24 protein-coding genes and 1 tRNA gene are annotated in these 20092 nt (G+C 41.4%); 9 read left to right on the forward strand and 16 right to left on the reverse strand.

All coding sequences use genetic code 11. The features are described 5' to 3' along the window. Window positions 1-93 precede the first annotated feature (93 nt). Both NWF01_08430 and NWF01_08435 read right to left on the reverse strand, forming a co-directional pair. Entirely contained in the window at window positions 94-501 is a 408-nt protein-coding gene (locus NWF01_08430) for a DUF3795 domain-containing protein (GenBank protein ID MCW4025046.1), read from the reverse strand. Window positions 502-617: 116 nt separating this feature from the next. Then, window positions 618-1961, reverse strand: a complete 1344-nt coding sequence (locus NWF01_08435) for an Nre family DNA repair protein (protein MCW4025047.1) — start codon at window positions 1959-1961, stop codon at window positions 618-620. Window positions 1962-2166: 205 nt separating this feature from the next. Here NWF01_08435 and NWF01_08440 point away from each other — a divergent pair, with 205 nt between their 5' ends. After that, a complete protein-coding gene (locus NWF01_08440) occupies window positions 2167-3204 on the forward strand; it encodes a hypothetical protein (GenBank protein ID MCW4025048.1) in 1038 nt (345 codons plus the stop codon). A 45-nt stretch (window positions 3205-3249) separates the two neighbouring features. On the opposite strand, the gene NWF01_08445 is transcribed toward NWF01_08440, so the two are convergent. From NWF01_08445 to NWF01_08470, 6 genes are all read right to left on the reverse strand, one after another. Beyond that, window positions 3250-4020 carry a YoaP domain-containing protein gene (locus tag NWF01_08445; protein MCW4025049.1) on the reverse strand — a complete coding sequence of 257 codons (771 nt, stop codon included), beginning with the start codon at window positions 4018-4020 and terminating at the stop codon, window positions 3250-3252. Between the two features lie 160 nt (window positions 4021-4180). Continuing rightward, window positions 4181-4501, reverse strand: coding sequence for an SHOCT domain-containing protein (locus NWF01_08450; GenBank protein ID MCW4025050.1), 321 nt, complete (start codon window positions 4499-4501; stop codon window positions 4181-4183). Window positions 4502-4813: 312 nt separating this feature from the next. Beyond that, window positions 4814-5434 carry a methyltransferase domain-containing protein gene (locus NWF01_08455; GenBank protein ID MCW4025051.1) on the reverse strand — a complete coding sequence of 207 codons (621 nt, stop codon included), beginning with the start codon at window positions 5432-5434 and terminating at the stop codon, window positions 4814-4816. Next, on the reverse strand, window positions 5418-5957 hold the full coding sequence (gene tsaA, locus NWF01_08460) for a tRNA (N6-threonylcarbamoyladenosine(37)-N6)-methyltransferase TrmO (GenBank protein MCW4025052.1): 540 nt from the start codon (window positions 5955-5957) through the stop codon (window positions 5418-5420). Before tsaA ends, NWF01_08455 begins: the two co-directional genes overlap by 17 nt. A gap of 5 nt (window positions 5958-5962) precedes the next feature. Then, a complete protein-coding gene (locus NWF01_08465; GenBank protein MCW4025053.1) occupies window positions 5963-6709 on the reverse strand; it encodes an FmdE family protein in 747 nt (248 codons plus the stop codon). A gap of 177 nt (window positions 6710-6886) precedes the next feature. Beyond that, window positions 6887-6964, reverse strand: a tRNA-Asp gene (locus NWF01_08470). 63 nt (window positions 6965-7027) lie between these two features. Between NWF01_08470 and NWF01_08475 the strand changes: the two genes are divergently transcribed. After that, complete coding sequence (locus NWF01_08475; GenBank protein ID MCW4025054.1) at window positions 7028-7513, forward strand: hypothetical protein; 486 nt, start codon at window positions 7028-7030, stop codon at window positions 7511-7513. 336 nt (window positions 7514-7849) lie between these two features. Here the strand turns inward: NWF01_08475 and NWF01_08480 are convergent, their stop codons facing one another. Beyond that, a complete protein-coding gene (locus NWF01_08480) occupies window positions 7850-10579 on the reverse strand; it encodes an HAD-IC family P-type ATPase (protein MCW4025055.1) in 2730 nt (909 codons plus the stop codon). 225 nt (window positions 10580-10804) lie between these two features. Then, complete coding sequence (locus tag NWF01_08485; protein ID MCW4025056.1) at window positions 10805-11323, reverse strand: nitroreductase family protein; 519 nt, start codon at window positions 11321-11323, stop codon at window positions 10805-10807. A 189-nt stretch (window positions 11324-11512) separates the two neighbouring features. Here NWF01_08485 and NWF01_08490 point away from each other — a divergent pair, with 189 nt between their 5' ends. Beyond that, window positions 11513-11800 (forward strand): 60S ribosomal protein L22, encoded by a 288-nt coding sequence (locus NWF01_08490; GenBank protein MCW4025057.1) that lies wholly within the window; start codon window positions 11513-11515, stop codon window positions 11798-11800. 68 nt (window positions 11801-11868) lie between these two features. Here NWF01_08490 and msrA read toward each other — a convergent pair whose 3' ends face one another. After that, window positions 11869-12426: a peptide-methionine (S)-S-oxide reductase MsrA gene (gene msrA / locus NWF01_08495; protein ID MCW4025058.1), complete on the reverse strand. Its 558-nt coding sequence runs from the start codon at window positions 12424-12426 to the stop codon at window positions 11869-11871. A 126-nt stretch (window positions 12427-12552) separates the two neighbouring features. Here msrA and NWF01_08500 point away from each other — a divergent pair, with 126 nt between their 5' ends. Then, window positions 12553-13545 (forward strand): hypothetical protein, encoded by a 993-nt coding sequence (locus NWF01_08500; GenBank protein MCW4025059.1) that lies wholly within the window; start codon window positions 12553-12555, stop codon window positions 13543-13545. A 107-nt stretch (window positions 13546-13652) separates the two neighbouring features. Continuing rightward, a complete protein-coding gene (locus NWF01_08505) occupies window positions 13653-14216 on the forward strand; it encodes a TATA-box-binding protein (protein MCW4025060.1) in 564 nt (187 codons plus the stop codon). Window positions 14217-14221: 5 nt separating this feature from the next. Here NWF01_08505 and NWF01_08510 read toward each other — a convergent pair whose 3' ends face one another. After that, window positions 14222-14926, reverse strand: a complete 705-nt coding sequence (locus NWF01_08510; protein MCW4025061.1) for a nucleotidyltransferase domain-containing protein — start codon at window positions 14924-14926, stop codon at window positions 14222-14224. 75 nt (window positions 14927-15001) lie between these two features. On the opposite strand from NWF01_08510, the gene NWF01_08515 reads away from it, so the two are divergent. After that, a complete protein-coding gene (locus tag NWF01_08515; protein MCW4025062.1) occupies window positions 15002-15937 on the forward strand; it encodes a TIGR00269 family protein in 936 nt (311 codons plus the stop codon). 6 nt (window positions 15938-15943) lie between these two features. Here the strand turns inward: NWF01_08515 and NWF01_08520 are convergent, their stop codons facing one another. After that, window positions 15944-16663 (reverse strand): hypothetical protein, encoded by a 720-nt coding sequence (locus NWF01_08520; protein ID MCW4025063.1) that lies wholly within the window; start codon window positions 16661-16663, stop codon window positions 15944-15946. 67 nt (window positions 16664-16730) lie between these two features. Continuing rightward, window positions 16731-16967, reverse strand: coding sequence for a DUF1922 domain-containing protein (locus tag NWF01_08525; GenBank protein ID MCW4025064.1), 237 nt, complete (start codon window positions 16965-16967; stop codon window positions 16731-16733). Between the two features lie 48 nt (window positions 16968-17015). Between NWF01_08525 and NWF01_08530 the strand changes: the two genes are divergently transcribed. Beyond that, complete coding sequence (locus tag NWF01_08530; protein MCW4025065.1) at window positions 17016-17375, forward strand: hypothetical protein; 360 nt, start codon at window positions 17016-17018, stop codon at window positions 17373-17375. Window position 17376: 1 nt separating this feature from the next. Here NWF01_08530 and NWF01_08535 read toward each other — a convergent pair whose 3' ends face one another. Further along, the gene (locus NWF01_08535) at window positions 17377-17961 is read right to left on the reverse strand and encodes an adenylate kinase family protein (protein ID MCW4025066.1); all 585 of its coding nucleotides are present in this window, start codon (window positions 17959-17961) and stop codon (window positions 17377-17379) included. A gap of 213 nt (window positions 17962-18174) precedes the next feature. Here NWF01_08535 and NWF01_08540 point away from each other — a divergent pair, with 213 nt between their 5' ends. Beyond that, entirely contained in the window at window positions 18175-18660 is a 486-nt protein-coding gene (locus NWF01_08540) for a hypothetical protein (GenBank protein ID MCW4025067.1), read from the forward strand. Window positions 18661-19096: 436 nt separating this feature from the next. Beyond that, on the forward strand, window positions 19097-19498 hold the full coding sequence (locus NWF01_08545; GenBank protein MCW4025068.1) for a PadR family transcriptional regulator: 402 nt from the start codon (window positions 19097-19099) through the stop codon (window positions 19496-19498). 14 nt (window positions 19499-19512) lie between these two features. Here NWF01_08545 and NWF01_08550 read toward each other — a convergent pair whose 3' ends face one another. Then, window positions 19513-19827, reverse strand: coding sequence for an Lrp/AsnC family transcriptional regulator (locus NWF01_08550; protein MCW4025069.1), 315 nt, complete (start codon window positions 19825-19827; stop codon window positions 19513-19515). Window positions 19828-20092 lie beyond the last annotated feature (265 nt).

Genomic DNA, 20092 nt, shown 5'->3' on the forward strand with positions numbered 1-20092 from the left:
GCTGTTTGCTTTTTATATTTACCGTTTAATTTGGAGTAACCTAAAGAAATCAAGCGTTTTTTTGCTATAACAAAGAACTCTCAAGTAGTCTTGTTAAGGATTGCAGGTGTAACAACGTTTTGTGTGCACACAAATGACGCCACCACATTTGGGGCATTTCCATTGTTCTTTTTCACGTTTTAGAAAAGCATCCATGCCATATGTTTTGATGTATTGTTGGTTTTCGATGATGCTGACACCATATTTTTGGCTGTAGTACTGGTCGATTTTTTTGAGGTTTTCGCAGGGGAAGTCGGCGCATTGGTAGCAGTTTTGGATTTTGTTTTTCTGCTCTGGATGTTTGCAGTTGTTTTCAAAGAAGTTACAGGTGGCTTGTTGGGTTTGGCATCCGCCGCATGGAGTTTGCTTCTTGCCGGTAAGTGTGTAACCGAAGAAGCCCACGCATGTTCGGCAGTTAATTCCGCAATGGGCGAATAGTTTAGCAGTGAAATCTTGACTCATGCTTTCGCTTCCCAAGAATTTTGGTTGAATTGCGTATGATTGAATAGCAAAGGGAGCCGCTAGAAAATATAAAATCTTGCTTAACCAAAGTTGATAACACAGCAATAAAGTCCCGACTACGTGAAAAAGTCGCTTATCCGCCGCTGGAAAAGTGCGCGTTTGAGCAGTTCACTTTGTATTATCCACCGTTTAAGAGGAATCTCAAACCTGCCCGCGATAAACTGCAATGATTGGGCTAAACTGTTGAAAAGATGCGGCTTCTGACGCATGGCATTACGAACATTCTCGCGAACCTGCCAAACCCCAATAGGCATAATATAGCCAGGTCTAGCCTCGCGCAACACAATCACCGTTGCCTGCCGACGCTCCTTGAGAAGCTGTTCGCAGGCCGCCAGCCGAGCGGAATAGTAGCAGCCGCCAATCGCAGCGTATGTTGTTCTGCCGTCGTTGCCTTCCCAGTCACTAAAAATCGCCGTATTTGTGCCATGTGGGTTCCAAACCGTGCCCGGGTACCATGCTTCCATGGATTCATAACTCCACTGCTGAGGAATCATCAAAATTTCAAACACATTATCCAAATAAAACGATTCATACACTCGCCATTCGTTGATTTCGGGAAAGGTTTTGACTTGTTTGGCAAGATTTTTAGAGACAATATCATCCACTGCCGTGATGCTCCAGCGCGTAGGCACCAACCGACGATTCTTCTCTACCCCAAAAGCGCCGACACTGAAGGCTTTCTGAATTTTTGATACAATCACGCCGCGGTCATAGAGTTCTAAAACAGCATTGGTTGCCCGCAAATCTGTGTCCCGGTACGCTTTTTCAACGTGCTGGTCAAAGCGGCTGTTGCCTACGTGTAAGTTGCGGATGGGTGCTGAGGGTCCAAATGGCTGCACGTTATCGTCCATGAAGATGGAGCCTTGGGGTTTTTTGGTGAGGTTAAGTTCGATGTCTACGCTATTGTCTGCCAGAGCGAGTTCGCGGGTGTTGTCGAGGATTTTGCCTGCCTCGTTGAATTTGGTTACATGAACACGCTGTTTACCCCTTATCAGTAAACTTCGGAAGCCAACGATTTCATCGATGCTTTTTCCAAACCATTGTTCGGGCAAATCAAACATGCTGGTGTTTTCATAAACTGGCGGCACAAGTGGTCCCGCATACACGTAAGGGTAGCCGATTCTGCCGATGAAAACGCTTGGGGGTGAGGCACCGTCAATGTCTTGGGTTGCCATGAGGGGGACGCTTTTGAGGAAGCTGTTGGTTTTGACCATTATTGGGCAACGGGTTTTTCCACAAAGCATCTTGGAACCTTTGCAAATTACACAGAGGCTATCTTGTCGTGCTCGGGCGGTGATTTGGTTACTTTGTGTAGGGCTTGCGCTGCTTTTTAGGAGGTCTTTGAGCCAGTTTTCGGAGGCTTTCGCATTTGGAATAGTGGTTGGGTTATGTATCGCCAATGTTTTGATGGCTGTATCTTGCTGATATGTTTTCTGTTAATTTTGGCGGCAAAATTTGGTGCTGTTGGCGCATGTTTTGGCTGGGTACTGTGTAATAATAAAGCGTTTTTTGGTATATCGGATTTGGTAGCATTCCAATCACCGAAATCTTGCTTATTAAGTTACAAGAAACCATCTTCATTAAAACGTCAAGAAGGAAGAATCTTTGAACAAAAAAATAATCACCGCAATCACACTTATACTGATGATATGCGCAACCGCAATAGCTTCAGTCAGTGCAACCACAACTGTAAATGTCTACATATACAATCCTTTTGATGCAGGGAGCGAAGCTCAAGGCATCAACTGCAACGGTCACTGGGTCGGAGACATACCCATCGACATAATCAGTGGTGGCTCAACATTTCACACAAACAGTTACTGTATGGATTTTGACCGCGACCTCAACGTAGGCACAACCTACCAAGCCACCATAACCTCTGCAGCCGACACTGCGGAGTGGCGGGCTGTTAGTTATGTTCTTTCATGGAATAGCCCAACCAACGATAACGAAGCCGCTGTTGTAGCAGTAGCAATATGGCGGCTCCTAAACCAGACCAGAGGAACAACCTATTTCCGTGAATCATGGCTTGACCAAAGCATCGACAGCGCAGGAAACGTGCTTTCAACTTTGGCTTATGGCAAAGATGTTGTGCGTCAAGGCGACCAACTCACTTGGACTTCACCAATAACCGGTAACATGTCCGCTGTAATGGCCGAGGCAGGTGAAACAGTCACGTTCCAAGCAAACCTTGCAAGCTCAACAGGAACACCACGCGCCAACGTCAAAGTCCTACTCAGCGCAACTCTAACTGTTGGAAGCACAATCACTGAACTAAACTCAACCTATGTTACGCCTTCTGAAATGTTCACAGACACTGCAGGAAACGTGCAGGTTGACGTACAGGTTCCGCCAGATACACCAAACGGCGCATCCATCACGGTTAAGGCTCAAACCCAAAGTATATGGTCTCAAAGATACATCGACACAACAAACCCTGCAGTTCAAGACCTAATCGGCATCGGAGATAACTTCCAACTAACCGTCTCAACAAACCTGTGCATCTTGGGAACTATCAACGTGCTACCTGAATCTCCCATAGGAACAATCATGGCAATCAGCGCGGCAGGTGTGGGCTTTGCAGTCTGGGTAAAGTTTAAACACCCCAAAAACTGGGCAAAAACTAACTCTTCACTTTCCTAAGCACTTTCCCAATTTACTTGCTAAATTTTGCATAACTTTTTAATTTTAGTTGATCAGTTTTAGTTCCTTTTTTAGAATGTTCTGAAACCGTGTACTTGACACGTAATGGTCAACATAGATTTTTCCATCATAAATGAGCGTAAACGTGGCGTAAATTGAAGGTGCATTTTGGGCTTCTTGCGGGGTTTTCAACTCGGTCACCTTAAGCTCTAAACCCTTTTCCTTAGCGATGCATGTTAATTCCTCAATGGAGCGGGCAACCCACGGACACTGCCTTGAATAAACAATGTTTAACCCGCTGAACTGGGCTAACTGTTTGTGCCAATCCCTAAACTTGGGCAAATTACCCTTCTGCAGTTGCTTTACTAGCAGTTCAAAGCGGTCATCTTGCGCCACTACTTCAAAGCCATTCTTCAAAAACAACTCCTTACCCGCCATGTGAGGACCATCACTGGTTACAACGGCAACGCCGAGTTTTTCCTGCCGCTCTGCATCAGCCACACAATCATTAACCAGCAACGAACCATAACCCTTTTCTTTAACATTGTTGGGGTTCATCCAGATGCAATGGATAAACAAGTACCCCGCCGCATCTACCGCGCGCCAAGCATTTTCGCCATTGGTGTACTCGATGAAGCCGTTAGGTTTTTTCTGCCCCTCCAAAAACAAGTGCTTAACTGTGAAGCCTTCAGCGAAGCGTTCTTTTAGCCATTCAAGTTTTAGGAGGTGTCCTGCTTGTTTAGGGTTGAGAAAACAGGGGCAGCCAAGCTCACGATAGTTTTGGGGTGTGAGGGTGACGATTTTAGGTTGGTTCATTTGGTCCACAACTAAAAGATGTCGGTTTTGTTTTTTAAGCTTTAAAAAATGGTGTGCGCAAAGCAGAGTAAACTCTAGTCGCTCACCGATAAATATTGGAGGATAATAGAAAAGAGCAGAGAAATAGCCAAACTTTGAACAAAAGAGTCTTTCAGGCAGTTTAGATTTTCAGTATTTGATTTTTTTTAGCCTCAAACTCTTGCTCAGTTAAAATCCCCTTATCCTTGAGGTCTGCAAGCTTCTCAAGCTGATCGATGTCAGAGTCGCTTGCTACTTTTGGTTCAACACCTGTCTTATCCATTGCAGCATTCAACTCTTCTTCACTCATTTGGTCAGGATGTTTTCCAGTTTGCTGTTGGATTTGCTGTTTCTGTTGCATAGTCAGCATCATTAATGATGTTCGTCGCCTCATTCTGCGTCTGGTTCTTCGTCGTGCACCTCCTCTACCTAAGGGTCCAATTCCACCTGGTCTTAAAACCATTCAAGTTCACCTCCAAAATATTGTTACTCTGGCAACATAGTAATTGAGAGAGAATATTGATTTAAGAGCTTGTGATTACGTTTTGTACATCAAAATTATCGTTTAGGCCTTTAGTAATGCGTCTCTGCGCTTCATCAAGTTATCTAATTGAAAACTCAGGTTTATCGCTTGCCGTTATTGCCCCTTGAGCTGCGACAAATCTGTCATCATAAGTGGTTAGCTATTTTTTGTGGGCTCATTTTGCTTCACATATAATATAGTAGAGTATTTGTTGTTAATGATTTCCAACAAAAATTGTTCAGTTGTTAGAAGTTAACTGTTTGTTTTGATTTTGAAGGTTATCATGTAGTTATATCCAAGGTCAATGATACGTGTTTTTTCAAAACCATATTGTTTTGCCACATCTTCAGTTTCTTTCGGTGACAAACGCATATGAAATGGCGGACCAAACGGCAGTTCTTCTTTTTTGCATTCAATAATTATCAAACGACCTGTTGATTTTAAAACGCGACGAACCTCTCTAAATAGCGGATCCATTAAGCCCTTTGTATCGCGGGTATTTATGATGTGAAGTACTGTAGAAATGAAGCATACATCAACGCAGTTATCTTTCAAAGGTAAAGGAGCAGTTATATCAGAAGTAATACCGAAAACGTTAGCCAACCCCTGAGAATCTGCAGTTGCAACTAAATTAGTAACAAGTTCCACCCATTTGTCTATAGCATATACGATTCCAGAGGCCCCAACGATTTTAGCAGCATAAAGTGAATAGTCTCCATGTCCACTACCCAAATCCAAGAAGGTTTCGCCAGATTTAAGGTTGATTTCATCAAAAACAACTTCAGGATTATGCATCCAAAAACTGCTAGGACCTCTACGTCCACCGTGTCTGCATTGAGGTTGGTCTACACCTGAATCATTTATATGACTCATTGTTCATCTCCTGACAAAGTTTTTGCATCCAATCAGGGGTCAGAACATCTTTTTGGGGATAGAATTCTTTTACGTAAGGTTTAATGTCAATAACGGGACTGCCATCTATTGCATCCAGTCCTTTTACCTGCAGAACGTTTTCTTTTTTTGCACAAAGTCTAACAATAGACATAAGTAAAGGATTAGGGCGAGCTGGACTACACGTACTAAAAATCCCCGATAAGGGCGTTTCTTTACGACCCATAGGATGCACTTTTGTTAATCTACGACTTTCCTTAGGCACTTGATGTGCCCAGTAAAGCACAACAAGATGAGAATAAGCCTCAACACCATCAAGAATATCGGCTATGTCTTTATTGATTATTATTTCTGAAATTTGATTGCATGATTTACGGAAATCTTTTCGGATAGCGTCAATTTCTTTTTGCAGTTTTAAATCGCTGTCTTCTGGCTTCAAAAAAGGCTTTTTGACTTTGTTTTTGATTACACCTACGGGTCGTATTTGAATTTGCTCTTCTGGCATGTCAATTACACCTTTGATTGAGTGTTCTGTGCAACTATTCCCTTACCTTCCACTTGGAAGTATCGTTCTCCGCTACATGTTAAACAAAGACTGCGGGTTCCTTCACTAACGCTTTTTGTTGCCATAACTTCTTCGCCACAAACATCACAGACTACGCTTTTTAGTAGCGGTGCATAATCAGGCAACATTACAGGAACATTTTTGGCTGAAAGAACTTTTTCAAAAGGAAGCTTTATGAGGGCACATGCTGCTTCCCATCCTTTTTCGCGATAAGTCTTTTGTTTGGTGGCAGTCCAAACTGTATTATTAGTTAATTGTTCTATAAGTGCAAAAAACTCTGGAACCTCTTGTTTTAGATATGTACGAAAATAGGGCAAAACCCTAACACGAACCCCGGTATCTTTTCCGCGTATGGCAAAAGTTACGGCGTGTTTTCCTAAATCACGATATATTAACCCATTATTTCCAAGAGTACAACCTGACACCATTTGTACTCCGTCTGAAAAGCATGCATTGGTTTCCACTATGGCTATGAGTTCTTCCATACCGTCTAATGTTACGCCATCTCTTTTGAGCATGTTTAAACCATAAACTGAAGCCATGACACCAAGGGCACTTCCTGGACAAAAGTGACCATGAAGTGTTCCAGTTATCCTTAAGAGCTTCAGTAAGTCCTCAGACGCTATTGCTTCAGATATTTCTTGTTTTGGATTGGGATTGAAAAAGTCGTCTTGTTTGCATATTTTATTCATTTCTACATCACCAATAATTCCTTATATAGATGATAATTTTTCGGGGCTTTGCCTTTTGCAATAAATAAAAAGACGACACAGACATAAATGTTATGACTAAAGCTTAAGAAAGTAACACTAAAAAAAGCGTCACAATGAGAAACGTTAATGGAAGGCAAAAAACCGCTCAAAGATAAGTGGCGCCCAGGCCGGGATTCGGACCCGGGTCCTGCGGGCGACAGCCGCATATACTAGACCGAACTATACTACCTGGACACAGCGCCTCAACAATACATGATGCTTTAATTAATATAGCTTTCTCGATGAAAAGGGCAGTTTTTGACTGGCAAGATGCCTGTTGAGCAATGGCTTTACTATATAGAAGGTTATATTAACAAAATGCACGTACTTTTAAGCATGAACAACTGCATAGTTTATTTTTCAAGAACGGGAAACACTAAACGGTTAGCCCAAGCCATAGCATCCACTGTAGAAGCCCCAATCTATGATTTAACCTCCAGCCAACCTGACATCATCAAAACATGTGACACACTATTTTTGGGAACACCCGTTGAAGGAGCCAGCCCCACAAAAGAAATATTAGCTTTCATAGGAAACCTGCCACAAGTAGAAAGCAAAAAAGTTATCCTGTTCTGTACCTTCAAGCTTTTTGGTAACAAAAGAACCATGAACGCTATGGAAAAACAGTTAACTCCAAAAGGGTACCATGTGGTTTTGAAAGTTTCAAAAAAGGGCCTGAAACCTGAGGTAGAAGCTGATTTTTCTGATGTGCTCTCTGAAATTAAAAAATTCTTAGCGATATAAAAAAAATAAATTTTGTTTCTGCCCTAAAAGGGCGGCTGTTTTTAGTTTCCATCTACTAGATGAGCTGTTCCGTCTGGGCAGTAGACTTTCTCGCCAACATAGGCGACACTAAAGCGTCTGCTACATGCTTTCATTTGGGAGCATCCATCGCAATCTCGCGACAACATATCTTATCTTTTCCTCCTGAACTGTGAACTTCTGAAACTGCCTTGTTTATTCCATAATGCAACAGTGCTGTCTGCACATGAAGATGCAGTTTTGAGTGAAGCTACATGGTTATGCAGATGTACCTTTTAAACTTTGTTTACAGCTGTTATCATAATAGTTACTGCCAGCTCACTTTTCTTTTTTTGTTCTCCTGTCAATAATTTTTTGTCTAGCAAACTTGCGTATTTCTTCAGCAACAAAGACAGAACTGGATACCCCAAAGATTATCAACCAATCCCAAATTGAGAGCGCAGTGGTTCCTAATGCAACTTGAAGTTGTGGAAGAACAGTTGCCAACACCTGTAGGATAACTGAAGTGAGTATTGCAACAATCAAGTATTTGTTACTGAACAAGCCTATTTTGAAAACTGATTGCGTTCGTGATCTGCAGTTGATGCCGCTAAATATTTGGAACATCGAAATTGTCATGAAAGCCATAGTTGTAGCAATTAAAACATCGCCTCTGCCTAAAGCAAACGAGTAAACCAGAAGTGTTCCAACACCCATGAATACTCCTACAAATATTGTATTTAGCAGTATACCCCGAGTGAATATTTTAGCGTCTGGTTTTCTAGGGGGCATATTCATAACGCCTGCTTCTTTGGGCTCCATTGCAATGAATTTGTCTAAAAGACCATCCGTTACAAGGTTAACCCACAATATTTGCACCGCTGTAAAAATAAAATTACCTGGAAACAGGAACAAAGCACCAATAAACGCAATAATTTCCCCTGCGTTTGTTGCAATCAAATATTTTACTGTTTTTTGAATATTTTCAAAAACTACCCTACCTTCTTCAACAGCATTAACAATACTTGTAAAGTTATCATCTGTCAAAATCATGTCTGCCGTTTCTTTAGTGACATCTGTACCGGTGATGCCCATTGCAACGCCAATTCCAGCTGCTTTTAACGCGGGTGCATCATTTACGCCGTCTCCGGTCATTGCCACTATGTGACCCTTACGTTTTAGAGATTCCACTATGCGGTGTTTGTGAGTGGGTGATGCGCGAGCAAAAACCAGCGTTTTTTCGATGACTTCATCAAGTTGTTCGTCACTCATTTGTTCAAGTTCAGTGCCTGAAATAGCCAAGGAACCTTTTTCTGAAATACCGATATCTTTTGCTATGGCTTCGGCTGTTAGTTTTTGGTCGCCAGTTGCCATGACAACTCTAATGCCTGCTTTTTTACAGAGTTTGACAGCGTTTTTAACTTCCGGTCTTGGCGGGTCAATCATTCCCATAAGTCCTAAGAAGGTCAGCGTTGAGGCTTTGCGTTCAATTTCTTGTTTTAGAGAAAGTTGGTCTTCAGTTTTTACGGTTCGAGTAGCCATCGCCAGTACTCTTAATGCTTGACCTGCCAGTTGGGTATTAACTTGTAGAAGTTCTTCTTTCTTCTGTTGTGTCAGTTTTTTAACTTTGCCATCTTCAAAAATGTGAGAGCAAAGCTCAATTATGCTTTCAGGTGCACCCTTGATGTGTGCTTCAACTTGTCCGTTAACTTCATGAAATGTTGCCATGTATCTTTCTTTGGAGTCAAATGGGATTTCGTCAACTCTTGGAAACTCTTCATCCAGTATGTTTTTATGTAATTGAGTTTTCGCTCCAGCAACAACTAAAGCACCTTCAGTTGGGTCACCATAAATATCCCAGCTGAAGGCACCGTTTGTTTCTTGTTTTCGTAATCTTGAGTCATTGCACAAGATTGCCGTTTTAAGAAGCTGTTTTAACGCAACATCCTTTTCAGGATCTACCTTTACATTTCCAGCGACAAATTCGCCTTCTGGAGCATACCCGACACCAGTAACATCAATTAAGTGATTGTTACTGAAGATTTTTTGTACCGTCATTTGATTAGTTGTTAGAGTACCTGTTTTGTCAGTACATATTACAGTTGCAGAACCTAAAGTATCAACAGCTTGAAGTTTTCGAATAATGGCATTACGTTTAGCCATACGATGTAAGCCAACAGCAAGGGTTATTGTGACAACTATTGGTAATCCCTGCGGAATCGCCGAAACAGCTGCTGCAATAACAAACAGAAGCGTTTCAAGAAAACCGATACCCTGAAGAATTGCAACTGTAAAGGTTATGATGCTTGCGGCTAAAGCAAAATAGCTTATTTTTTTACCTAAATCTGCAGAACGTTTCTCAATGGGTGTTTTCCCTTTTTTGGTTTCTTTCATTAACGTAGCAATTTTGCCAATCTCGCCAAACATTCCTGTTGCAATAACAACCGCTTGTCCTCTGCCCTGCGTAATTACAGTCCCAGCAAAAGCCATGTTCTTTCTTTCTTCAATTGGCAATTCACCAGCGAGTCTGTCTGAAGTTTTACGCACAGGAGTGGATTCACCTGTAAGCATAGACTCATTGATTTCAAGATTGTAACATTCAAAAATGCGTGCGTCAGCAGGTATTTTATCCCCTGCATCGAGCAGTAAAATGTCACCTGGCACTATTTCTTTTGCTTTAATTCGGATTTCTGTACCATCACGAATGACCTCAGCTTCAGGTGCGCTCATTGATTTTAGGGCGTTGATTGCTTCTTCCGCTTTAAATTCCTGAATAAAGCCCACGGTCATATCGATAATTATGACCACAAAAATAACAAGGGCATCATAGTAATGCTCTACAAATAATGAAATGATTGCAGCAAAGATTAGCACTATTACAATAGGGTTTCGGATTTTTTCCAAAAATAAGGTTAATCTGCTGGTTTTCTTTTCTGCTTGGAGTTCATTAAAACCGTATTTTTTTAGTCTTGCCTCTGCCTCAGCGGTTGATAAGCCATTTTCGCTTGTTTTGATTTTTTTGAATGCATCTTCAGCGTCTATGCTGTGCCAAGTATTTTCTTGTGACATATTTTTCACCAATTTAGTTAAAAACGGAGGTTACACTAATGCAAACAATTGAACAAAACTTACGATTTCTCATTAAGTTAAACATTGTTTGATTATATATTTCCAACAAAGAAGTGATTAATAGTTTTATTTATAATATTCGTAAATAATTTAACAATTTAACCATAAATCATAAACCAAAAAAGGCGCAACCAAAAATCAGGCACTCACACATGCAGCAATTGACTAGAAAGTTTCTTTATGCATTACTTCACTTAGTGCACGCTTAGGTCGTTCTGGTGGCATCTCGTTTGGAAATCCCACAGTAACCATAGCCACAGGACGTAAACCCTCGGGTGCCTTAACTATTTTTGCAACTTCGTCCTCTTGGAAAGCACCAATCCAGCAAGCTCCCAACCCCAGAGATACCGCAGTTAACATCAGGTTTTCAACCGCTGCTGACGCATCTTGAATGCAATAAAGGTTAATCCCGCGTGAACCATACTGTTGAGCAACGTGCTGATTAACACAAACCACAATAACAACTGAAGCCTGCGTCATTTGAGTTTGCGCTCTTGCAGCATAAAACAGCATTTTCTTATGCTCTGCCTTGGACACAACAACAAATTCCCATGGCTGAAGATTTCCAGCGGAAGGCACCTTTCTTGCAGCATCAATGAGTTTTTCAACTGTACCCGCGGGCAAGGGTTGGTCTTTGAAGTTTCGTATGCTTCGTCTTTTGCTTATGGCTTCGGAAAGGTCCATGTTTGTTTCTCCTTAGAGTAAGAGTCTTATGTTTGTTGATAAATGTTGTTTTTGGATGATGTGAACTTAGAGCCGAGCATCAGCGATGAAGGGGCTCGACGGGCGAACTGACAAACTAAAGCGGAAAACTTATCTGATGAGCAGACATGAAAACATGCAAAACATGCATTGAGGCGTGAGGTGAACTGAATGGTTGAAGTTAAAATAAATGCTTCAGAAATCAAAGGCAGCGGAGACAAAATGATTGAAAAACTAGCCGATTTCCTCAAAGACAAAACAGGCGGGGAAGTCTCCACAGAATCCAAAGTCATCACAGTGAAAGGTGAAGGACCAGCACTAGCCAAAAAATACATCCGTGTAACAATCAAAAAATTCCTCCACAAACACGAATTAATCGACACTTTCCGAGTAGTAGTTGACACAGAAGAAGACGGCGCATTATACATTAAAGAACGCAAAACATACGAAGAAGACTAACCACCCAATTTAACACATCATTTTGTTTTTTAAAAAAATCGTTAACAGCTTTGGCTTGTTAACACCCATCAGATTGGAGCTTTTATTTTATCAATAAATTTCTGCTGAAGCTTAGTGATTTTGGGTGCAATAACGATTTGGCAGTAGGAATCTTTGGGATGTTTTTTGTAGTAGTCTTTATGGTATGTTTCTGCTTTGTAAAACATTGTTAAGGGTTCCACACTGGTCACGATTGGCTTATCCCAAATACTCTCATTGGTTAACTCGTTAATAACCTCAAGCGCCACCCGCCTCTGCTCTTCACTGCTGTAAAAAATCGCGCTTCGATACTGAGTACCTACATCCGCACCCTGCCTATTCAGCGAAGTTGGATCATGCATGGAAAAGAAAACATGCAAAATATCCCTAAAACTAATCACCTCTGGATCAAAAGTTATCTGCGCCGCCTCCGCATACCCTGTCATGCCCTTAGAAACCATCGCATACGTTGGATTAGGCAAACTACCCCCTGTATAACCGAGCTCTATTTTTTCCACACCCTTTATGATGCTAAAAGCTGCTTCTGTGCACCAAAAACAACCCGCGGCTAAAGTTGCGGTTTCCAGAGGCTTTTTTGTTTGGTTCATGATTAGCGCTTCCAAGAATGATTATGCAAGTCTTAACTTAACATTTTGTGGCTACAACAACACAGCAACAAGTTATCGTAACCCATTTACCCCAGCAAAACTCAATACCCTTTAGGAAACACACAAATGTCAGCCAAACCTCTTTCAAAAATAAAAATCACACCCATAGCAGCAGAAAGCTTAGGTGTACGCTCTATGTGCACCCTATTCGAAACTCCAGATGTCACGATTCTTTTAGATGCAGGCATCTCACTTTGTCCGTATCGGTTCAACCTGCCACCGCACCCCATCGAGTTCCAAACCATCAACCGCCTACGCAAAACTATCGCGGAAGCAGCCGACAAAGCCGACATAGTTACGATTAGTCATTATCATTTTGACCATCACACACCCAGTTTTGAGGATTGGGTGGTTAACTGGACAAAGGAAAATGAGACGGCAAGGCAGATTTACCAAGACAAAACAGTTCTTGCCAAAAACCCAAAAGAAAACATAAACGCTAGTCAACGGCAGCGTGCATGGATGTTTGAGAAAACAGGAGCCAAGCATGCCAAAACGTTAGAGGCGGCAGATGGGAGAACATTTGTTTTTGGAAATACTTCTTTAGAGTTTTCGCCGGCGGTTGCTCATGGCGCTGAAAACTCGATGCTTGGCTATGTAGTCATGGCAAAAGTGAGTTTTGAGAATGAACGGTTTATGTTTGCGCCTGATGTTCAAGGACCAATGGTGTCTTCAACGCTTGAGCTTATTTTGTCTGCTAAACCGGACGTGTTATTGGTGGGGGGTCCACCGTTTTATCTGGGGGGTTTTCGTGTGGAATGGTCGCAGTTGGATTTGGCAGTAGCTAATTTGAAGCAAATTGTTGAGGCTGTTCCAGTGACAATTATTGAGCATCATACATTGCGGGATGAGTTTTGGAAGAAAAAAACCGCCGTTATTGCAGAAACCGCTAAAAAGTTTGGGCATAGCATGGTTTCGGCTGCGGCTTTTTTGGGTGTTAAAGAAACTTTTTTGGAATCTAACCGTAAACAGCTTTTTGCCAGTAATCCGCCTTCGAAAGAGTTTGAGCAGTGGATGAAAACGCTAAATGAAAAGAAAATCAGCAAACCGCCCCTGTAGACGCGTCTTTTTTTAGATAGGGGGTAGTTAACGTTTGGATGCCTCTTTATAAAGAGGTGACGTTATATATAAGATGCTATTTAAATAGAGAGACCGTGTGAGTTGAAATGAGCAAACGAACCCCTAAAATTTCAATCCAAAACATCGTCGCATCCGTTTCACTTAACCAAAAAATAGACTTACAAAAAATAGTAGAAAAATTCCCACAAACTGAATATAATCCCAGCGTTTTTCCTGGCCTTGTTTTCCGCCTCAAAAAACCCAAAACCGCCACCCTAATTTTTGGCACTGGAAAAATGGTGTGCACAGGCGCAAAATCCGAAAAAGAATCCCGAAGCGCCGTAGAAAAAGTCGTCAAGGAATTGCGCAGTGAAGGCATTCAAATCACAGAAAAACCAGTTGTGAATATCCAAAACATCGTTGCATCCGCAGAGCTAGGCGGCGAAATCGACCTTGAAAGCCTAGTTTACAAACTTAGCCGCGTAATGTATGAACCTGAGCAGTTCCCAGGTGCAGTTTTCCGCATGGATGAACCACAGGTAGTGTTTCTGATTTTCTCTGCAGGTAAACTTGTCTGTGTCGGCGCAAAACGCGAAGAGCAAGTCTACGAAGCTGTGGATAAGATTCAAAAGCTCCTGGAAGAAAAAGAACTCATCTACTACACCAGCTAAACCCTCTATTTTTTCATTCTTCGCCGTACGGCAGGATTTGATTCTGCCATCTTTTTTAGCGCCAACTCAAACGTTTCATCATCAGCCAATTCCCTTTTCAAGAAAACGCCTGTTCTGCCAACTTGATCTCTTTTCAAAAGCGTATGAACCCTATCCAAAACCGTTTCAGCAGAAATACCTAAAATTTTAGCAGCAAATACTTCACGGTCAACCACACTGCTCTCCACATGACCCCTCTCTGTGGGCTCAATCAGCATAAGCCGCTTATCAACGCCCGCAACCCGTACGTCCGCATTGAGTTGGGTGAGGTTGATCTCTCCGCCGAATTGGTAAAATTCGCGTTCCACTCTACGCATCTCCATCAAAGGAAAAGAAATGCTGGTTTTCTCATCGATTTCGATGTAGGCTTTCATGGCGTATGTTGGCGTTGCTTGTATGATTAGGCGATTATTAGGAACGATTTTGGCTTTCTCCAGCGCGGTTTCGACAAGGAAGCTGTTTTGGATTTCTGCTATGAATACATCGATGTCGCTGTCTGGATGTACATCACCTCTTGCAAGACTCCCGTGAATAACTGACTGAAGATGAAACGCTTGTAGTGCAGTCATAATTTGAGCTGCTTTTTGCCGCAAACTCCTCAGCCTAGCCCACTGTGCACTGTTGTAGATGACTTCTTGGTGTTGGCTTGGCTTTTGAGGTTTTGCAGTCATGAATCATTCCGTTCTATTGTTTAATGGTGCATTATTTATTTACTTTAATTATTCATAAAACAGTACTTGAACCCAATGAACAAAACCTTATGCACCGCTTGCAAGCAAAGAGAACCCTTTTTCTATCGTCAATACTCAGGTCAAGCTCTGTGCCGTAAATGCTTTGGTCAATCCATCGAAGACAAGGTCAGAGCAACAATCACAAAATATCAAATGCTCAACTACAACGACCACATAGCCGTAGCGGTTTCAGGAGGAAAAGACAGCCTCGCCCTACTGCATATTCTGTCTAAACTAAAAAAGTACCGCCCCAAAGCAACCCTAACCGCTGTCACCGTCGATGAAGGCATCAAAGGCTACCGCGATGAAGCACTGCAAATCACAACAGAAAACTGCCAAAAGCTAGACATTCCCAATCACGTAGTTTCTTTCAAAGAGCTTTATGGGTTTTCTTTAGATGAAATTATGGAGCGCCTGCAAGAGAAAAAAGACTCTGAATTAACTGCTTGTGCGTATTGTGGGGTTCTGCGTCGAAAAGCCATCAACACGGGTGCACGGCAAGTTGGTGCAACAAAAATTGCTACAGCACACACGCTTGATGATGAGGTTCAAACGTTTCTGATGAACATTTTCCACGGCGACATTAACCGTCTTGCTAAAGAAAAACCCTTAACCAACGAGGTTCACCCAATGTTTGTGCGTAAAATCAAACCCTTCTGCGAAATTCCTGAACGCGAGAGCGCACTGTATGCTTACGTTAAAAAAATTGACTTCCAAGATGTGCCTTGTCCATATGCGGGGGATGCTTTGCGTAATGATGTTCGCGCGTTGGTCAATCGTATGGAGGAAAAGCATGCGGGAACCAAATTCACCGTTTTCAAAGCCATGGAACGCCTTAGACCTGCAATTGAGGCAACTGCTTGTCTTCAGGATTTTAAAACTTGCAGAGAATGTGGGGAGCCAGCCACTGGGGATTTATGCAAAGCGTGCGAGATGTTACGATTTATTTAGTGATGTTTACTGTTTTTGTTTAGTGCGGTAAATCATTAAAGATAGGCTGATTATAACTACGATAGCAATAATGATGCCTTCTATAGTGAAAATCAACTCTTCTATACTGACTTCATCTGTTGGGGTTATTGTTTCTGTACTTAGGGAAGGTTGTGTTAACGAAGGCACACCTGTTTCAACCGGTCCAAGGCTTGCTGCAATTGCAAGTTCACCAACTTCTTGAGTAAATTGTTTAGGAAGTGTCCTGCCAACGATAAAAGGGGAATAATCGTAAAGAAAACTGCTAACGGTCAGCGCATTTTTTGAAGTATCTACGTACTTTTGTACGCTTGCTCCTGTATCTACCTCTGCAAGCCAGTATTTTCCAGGAGGAAGCGTTATTTGTGCTGAAAGAGCTATTGTGTACCATGCAAAACTTATGTGTGTTGGACTTTTTGGGGTTGAGGCTAAACATTTGTCAGGTTGATTGTTAAGGTCGCTGAAAATTGCGTATAAACAGTCCGAGGGGGGCGTTTCATCTTTCATAAAAGTGCTTATACTGTTTACTGTTACAGTTTCCTCTAAAGTGAATTGTGTTGCAATCATGTAACTGCCATTTCTGTTCCAACTCGTAGTGTAATTCAAGTTTCCAAACTGATTAACAGTACCTGTTTGGGCACTTACACCGGCAACATTAATCAACAATACTGTCAATAGGACAATTAGGCACTTTTTACCTGACATCATTTCAGCAGTCTCCACGCTAACTTAAACAACAATTAAATTATTTTATAAAAATAACTCAAAAAAAGGGTTAACCACTTTTTTTATCAGCGGCCAGTTTAGCCTTAAGAACTTTCAAAATTTCCGAAGCTTCAAACGCGGTTTCTGCTTTGGCAATTTTTTTGGCGCATTGAATGTTTATTTTTTTGCCACAATAGGGGCAGGTTTTGGTTTTTTGACCTTGCGCAGCCAGAATTAGACCAGAACATTTGGTACATTTGCAGATGATTGTGACGCCCAAGAGGTTTGCTTCCGAAAACCTTTTCATCAAACAGGCAGATAACAGTATTGGGAAGAGAGCGTACAAATGGATGATATGTCTAGTGAGCAAACTCCTAATGCAAGGTCTAAACTTGTTGAGCTTGCAATGAAATACTTCAAAAAAGAAGGCTACCGCATTAACAACGAAAACGCTGAGCTTGATGGGTTTAGTGGCATAATTCGAAAATTTGATCTAATCGTGCAAAAAGGCAGACAAGAGCAGGGTGTCTGGGTCCGCGACTGGAACCGCACAATCGGCGTAAACGTGATAATCAATCTTGATACTGCATCTGAAGACGTGGGTTTAGCCAGCCCAATTATGATTGGAGAAAAATTCAGTGACCATGCTAAATCATACTCGAACCGCAGAAAAATCACGCTTATAACACGCCAAAAACTAGGCAGTTTCCGATAAGTTACTCCTGTAAGTACTCATCGGTTAATCCTTCCTGTTCAAGCATACCAATCCAATCCACAAACCCGAAAACGCAACTTTTTTTGCCATCCAAAACATCCATCACCTCGTCTGCAAGTGCTTCAACGGTTTTTCCTGTAGCATCAACCTCGCAAACCTTGCCCTTCTGGAGCCGTATTGCTTCAACTAGGCAGACGTCAAGAATTTCAGCGGAAAGATTCTCCTGCAGTTTCTTTTCTGAGAAACTACATTTTGTCATGAACTGCTTGAGTTCTTTGGGGTTTCGGCGCAAAACAAACACGTGGGTTGCGAGTTTTTTTGGGACAACTGCCTGCGCAAAGTGCCCGTCAATGATGATGGTGCCGTTTGGGGATTCTTGGATTGTTTGGGTAAGTTTTTGCCGCATACGCTTCTCGTTTACGATGAGGCTTTTGCGTTCGGGGTCTTCTTCTAAAATTAGGTCATTGGTTTTTGCATACTCGGTGAGGTTTATGTATTGAGCGCCAAGTTTCTGGGCTAAATGTTTTGCCAGCGTGGTTTTTCCTGTGCAAGGCGTTCCAGAAAGTAAGATGACCCGTTTATCCATGTGTGGATATTGGCTACTGGAGTAATTATTGGTTTGGGCAAGTGTTTGAGTGTTGTGGATTGAACGGTTTTGTTTTTCTTGTGTTTTTAAAAAGGAGGAGTTATTGTTTGATAATCTTTAATATTTTGTTTAGCATAATTTTAGTTTATAATGAATTTTGTGTTTTTAGTCATTACTTGCAAGGGGTAGACCATAAAAGTTGGTAGACAAAAAATGGGAAAACAAGTTATAGATGAGCAAATTTTGTCTGACGAAGAGTCAGGTTTTAAAAAAGACAAACTAATGCTGGCTATTCAAGTGGAGATAGATAAAATCGTCACCAAAGAAGTCTGTGACGCCATCTATGACTCACCCATACCAAAAACAGAAAACGCCCGCAGGTTCAAAGACAAAACCTGCTTAAGCAGAAAAACCGCCATCATGAAAGTTATATCGGCATCTGTAAATGTGGAAAGATTATATTTCATAATACGCTCCTCAATCATGGGTGCCATAACAGGAGTGCTAACGTATGCTGTAATCAGCATTTTTGCAGTAACCAACTTTTTTACACTTGTTTTGCTGGGCATTTTGTTTTTTGTGGTTTCTCTTTTCCTTTCAAGATTTCTAGATAAACCCATAGTAGATTTATCATACAAAATAATTGCGTATCTAAAACGGCACAGACAAATCAGGCGTTTAGTGTTAAATAGGCTCTAACTTTATTTCAGGTGCCACTATCAACAATTTACAATAAGGTGTGCTCTTGGCAAACACGCTAAATGCTATAAAACACGTGAAATGTAGCCCGCGAATAACTACACGTTTTGTTTGCTTGGTTGAGTCTTTTTTCAAAATAAGTGATTATTTTACAATTAATGTGGTTTTTTAGGGAGTTTTTCTCATAAAGTATGGTTTTGTTGGTTAGGCACTGTTTTTGTTGTTGAACTGTAGTACAGGTTATTTATTGGGTGTTTAAGTGTGTTTTTTTGAGTGATTGTTCAAATCAGCATGGACTTTAACGGATATTTGAGTACTGAAACAGTGATTTATTATGTTATAGTATTTCTGGGGTATGCGCGAGGATTTAAATAATATATAGACTGTATAAAGATTCAAGATTCAGGAATCAAGTTAACAACCGGAGAGCGCAAAAATGGTAAACGCACAAAAAGAGGTTCAGACTAAACTTGCCAAAGGGCTGTTAGATCTCATTATCTTACAGTTTCTGAAATCGCAGCCGATGCATGGTTATGAAATAATCACTAAGATACGTAAAACCTTTGGCATTTATTTTGGTCCAAGCACAATATACCCCTTACTGACCAGTCTAGAAAAGAAAAAGTATATCGCAAGCGAATGGGACATGAGCAATGAACGCCCCAGGAAAGTTTATCATTTAACCAGTGACGGAAACACAATGCTTAACTTTACTGAAAACTCGCTAAACCTCATCTGCCAGAAAATCTCGCTTACTGCAGACATCGTTGCAACTGGTGATGCTGAGGTATCAGAAAACACAAAGAACAAAATCATGATTACTGCAATAACAAAATAAGCCAATATTTTTCCTTATCTTGGATCAACAATCATCAAAGTTAATGTTGACTTGATGTTTTCAACCCTTTTGATTTTTTTAAGAGTATGTTCCCGCATGTCTTCTAAGGATGCAGCGCTTATTTTCGCCACAATATCATAGACGCCAAATGAACGGTAAACTTCATCTACGCCATCCACCCGCATCAGGTCTTGACAGGCTAATTGGGATTCAGGGGATTCACAGTTTATAAAAACGAAAGCATTCAGGGGCATTTTTTTAAAATTAACACTTTTTTCTCCGCCAACTGTTATTACAGCTGAAGAAGGATTATCAATTAAACTTTCCATTCTAAAAACCTTCAGTTATGACTTCTTATCGCCGTTTTAAGTATTAAAGCTGCGTTACAACAGTGACACTACAACAAATCAATATTAAAGCGCCCAAGCTAAAAGAGATATGCAGCTTGGAAAAAGCTGGGGCTTGGCGAAGAGTGGCGGCTTTTTCGAGGCACAATAAAAGCAACCGCCAACGTTTGCATCACGTTTTTTCGCCGGGGAGAAAGGAAAGGAAGCCGATTGCTGGAGTTGTGCTTCGTTTGCCAAGCTTACAATA

The sequence above is a fragment of the Candidatus Bathyarchaeota archaeon genome (assembly GCA_026014585.1).
In the GTDB taxonomy this organism is placed as follows: Archaea; Thermoproteota; Bathyarchaeia; order Bathyarchaeales; family Bathycorpusculaceae; genus Bathycorpusculum.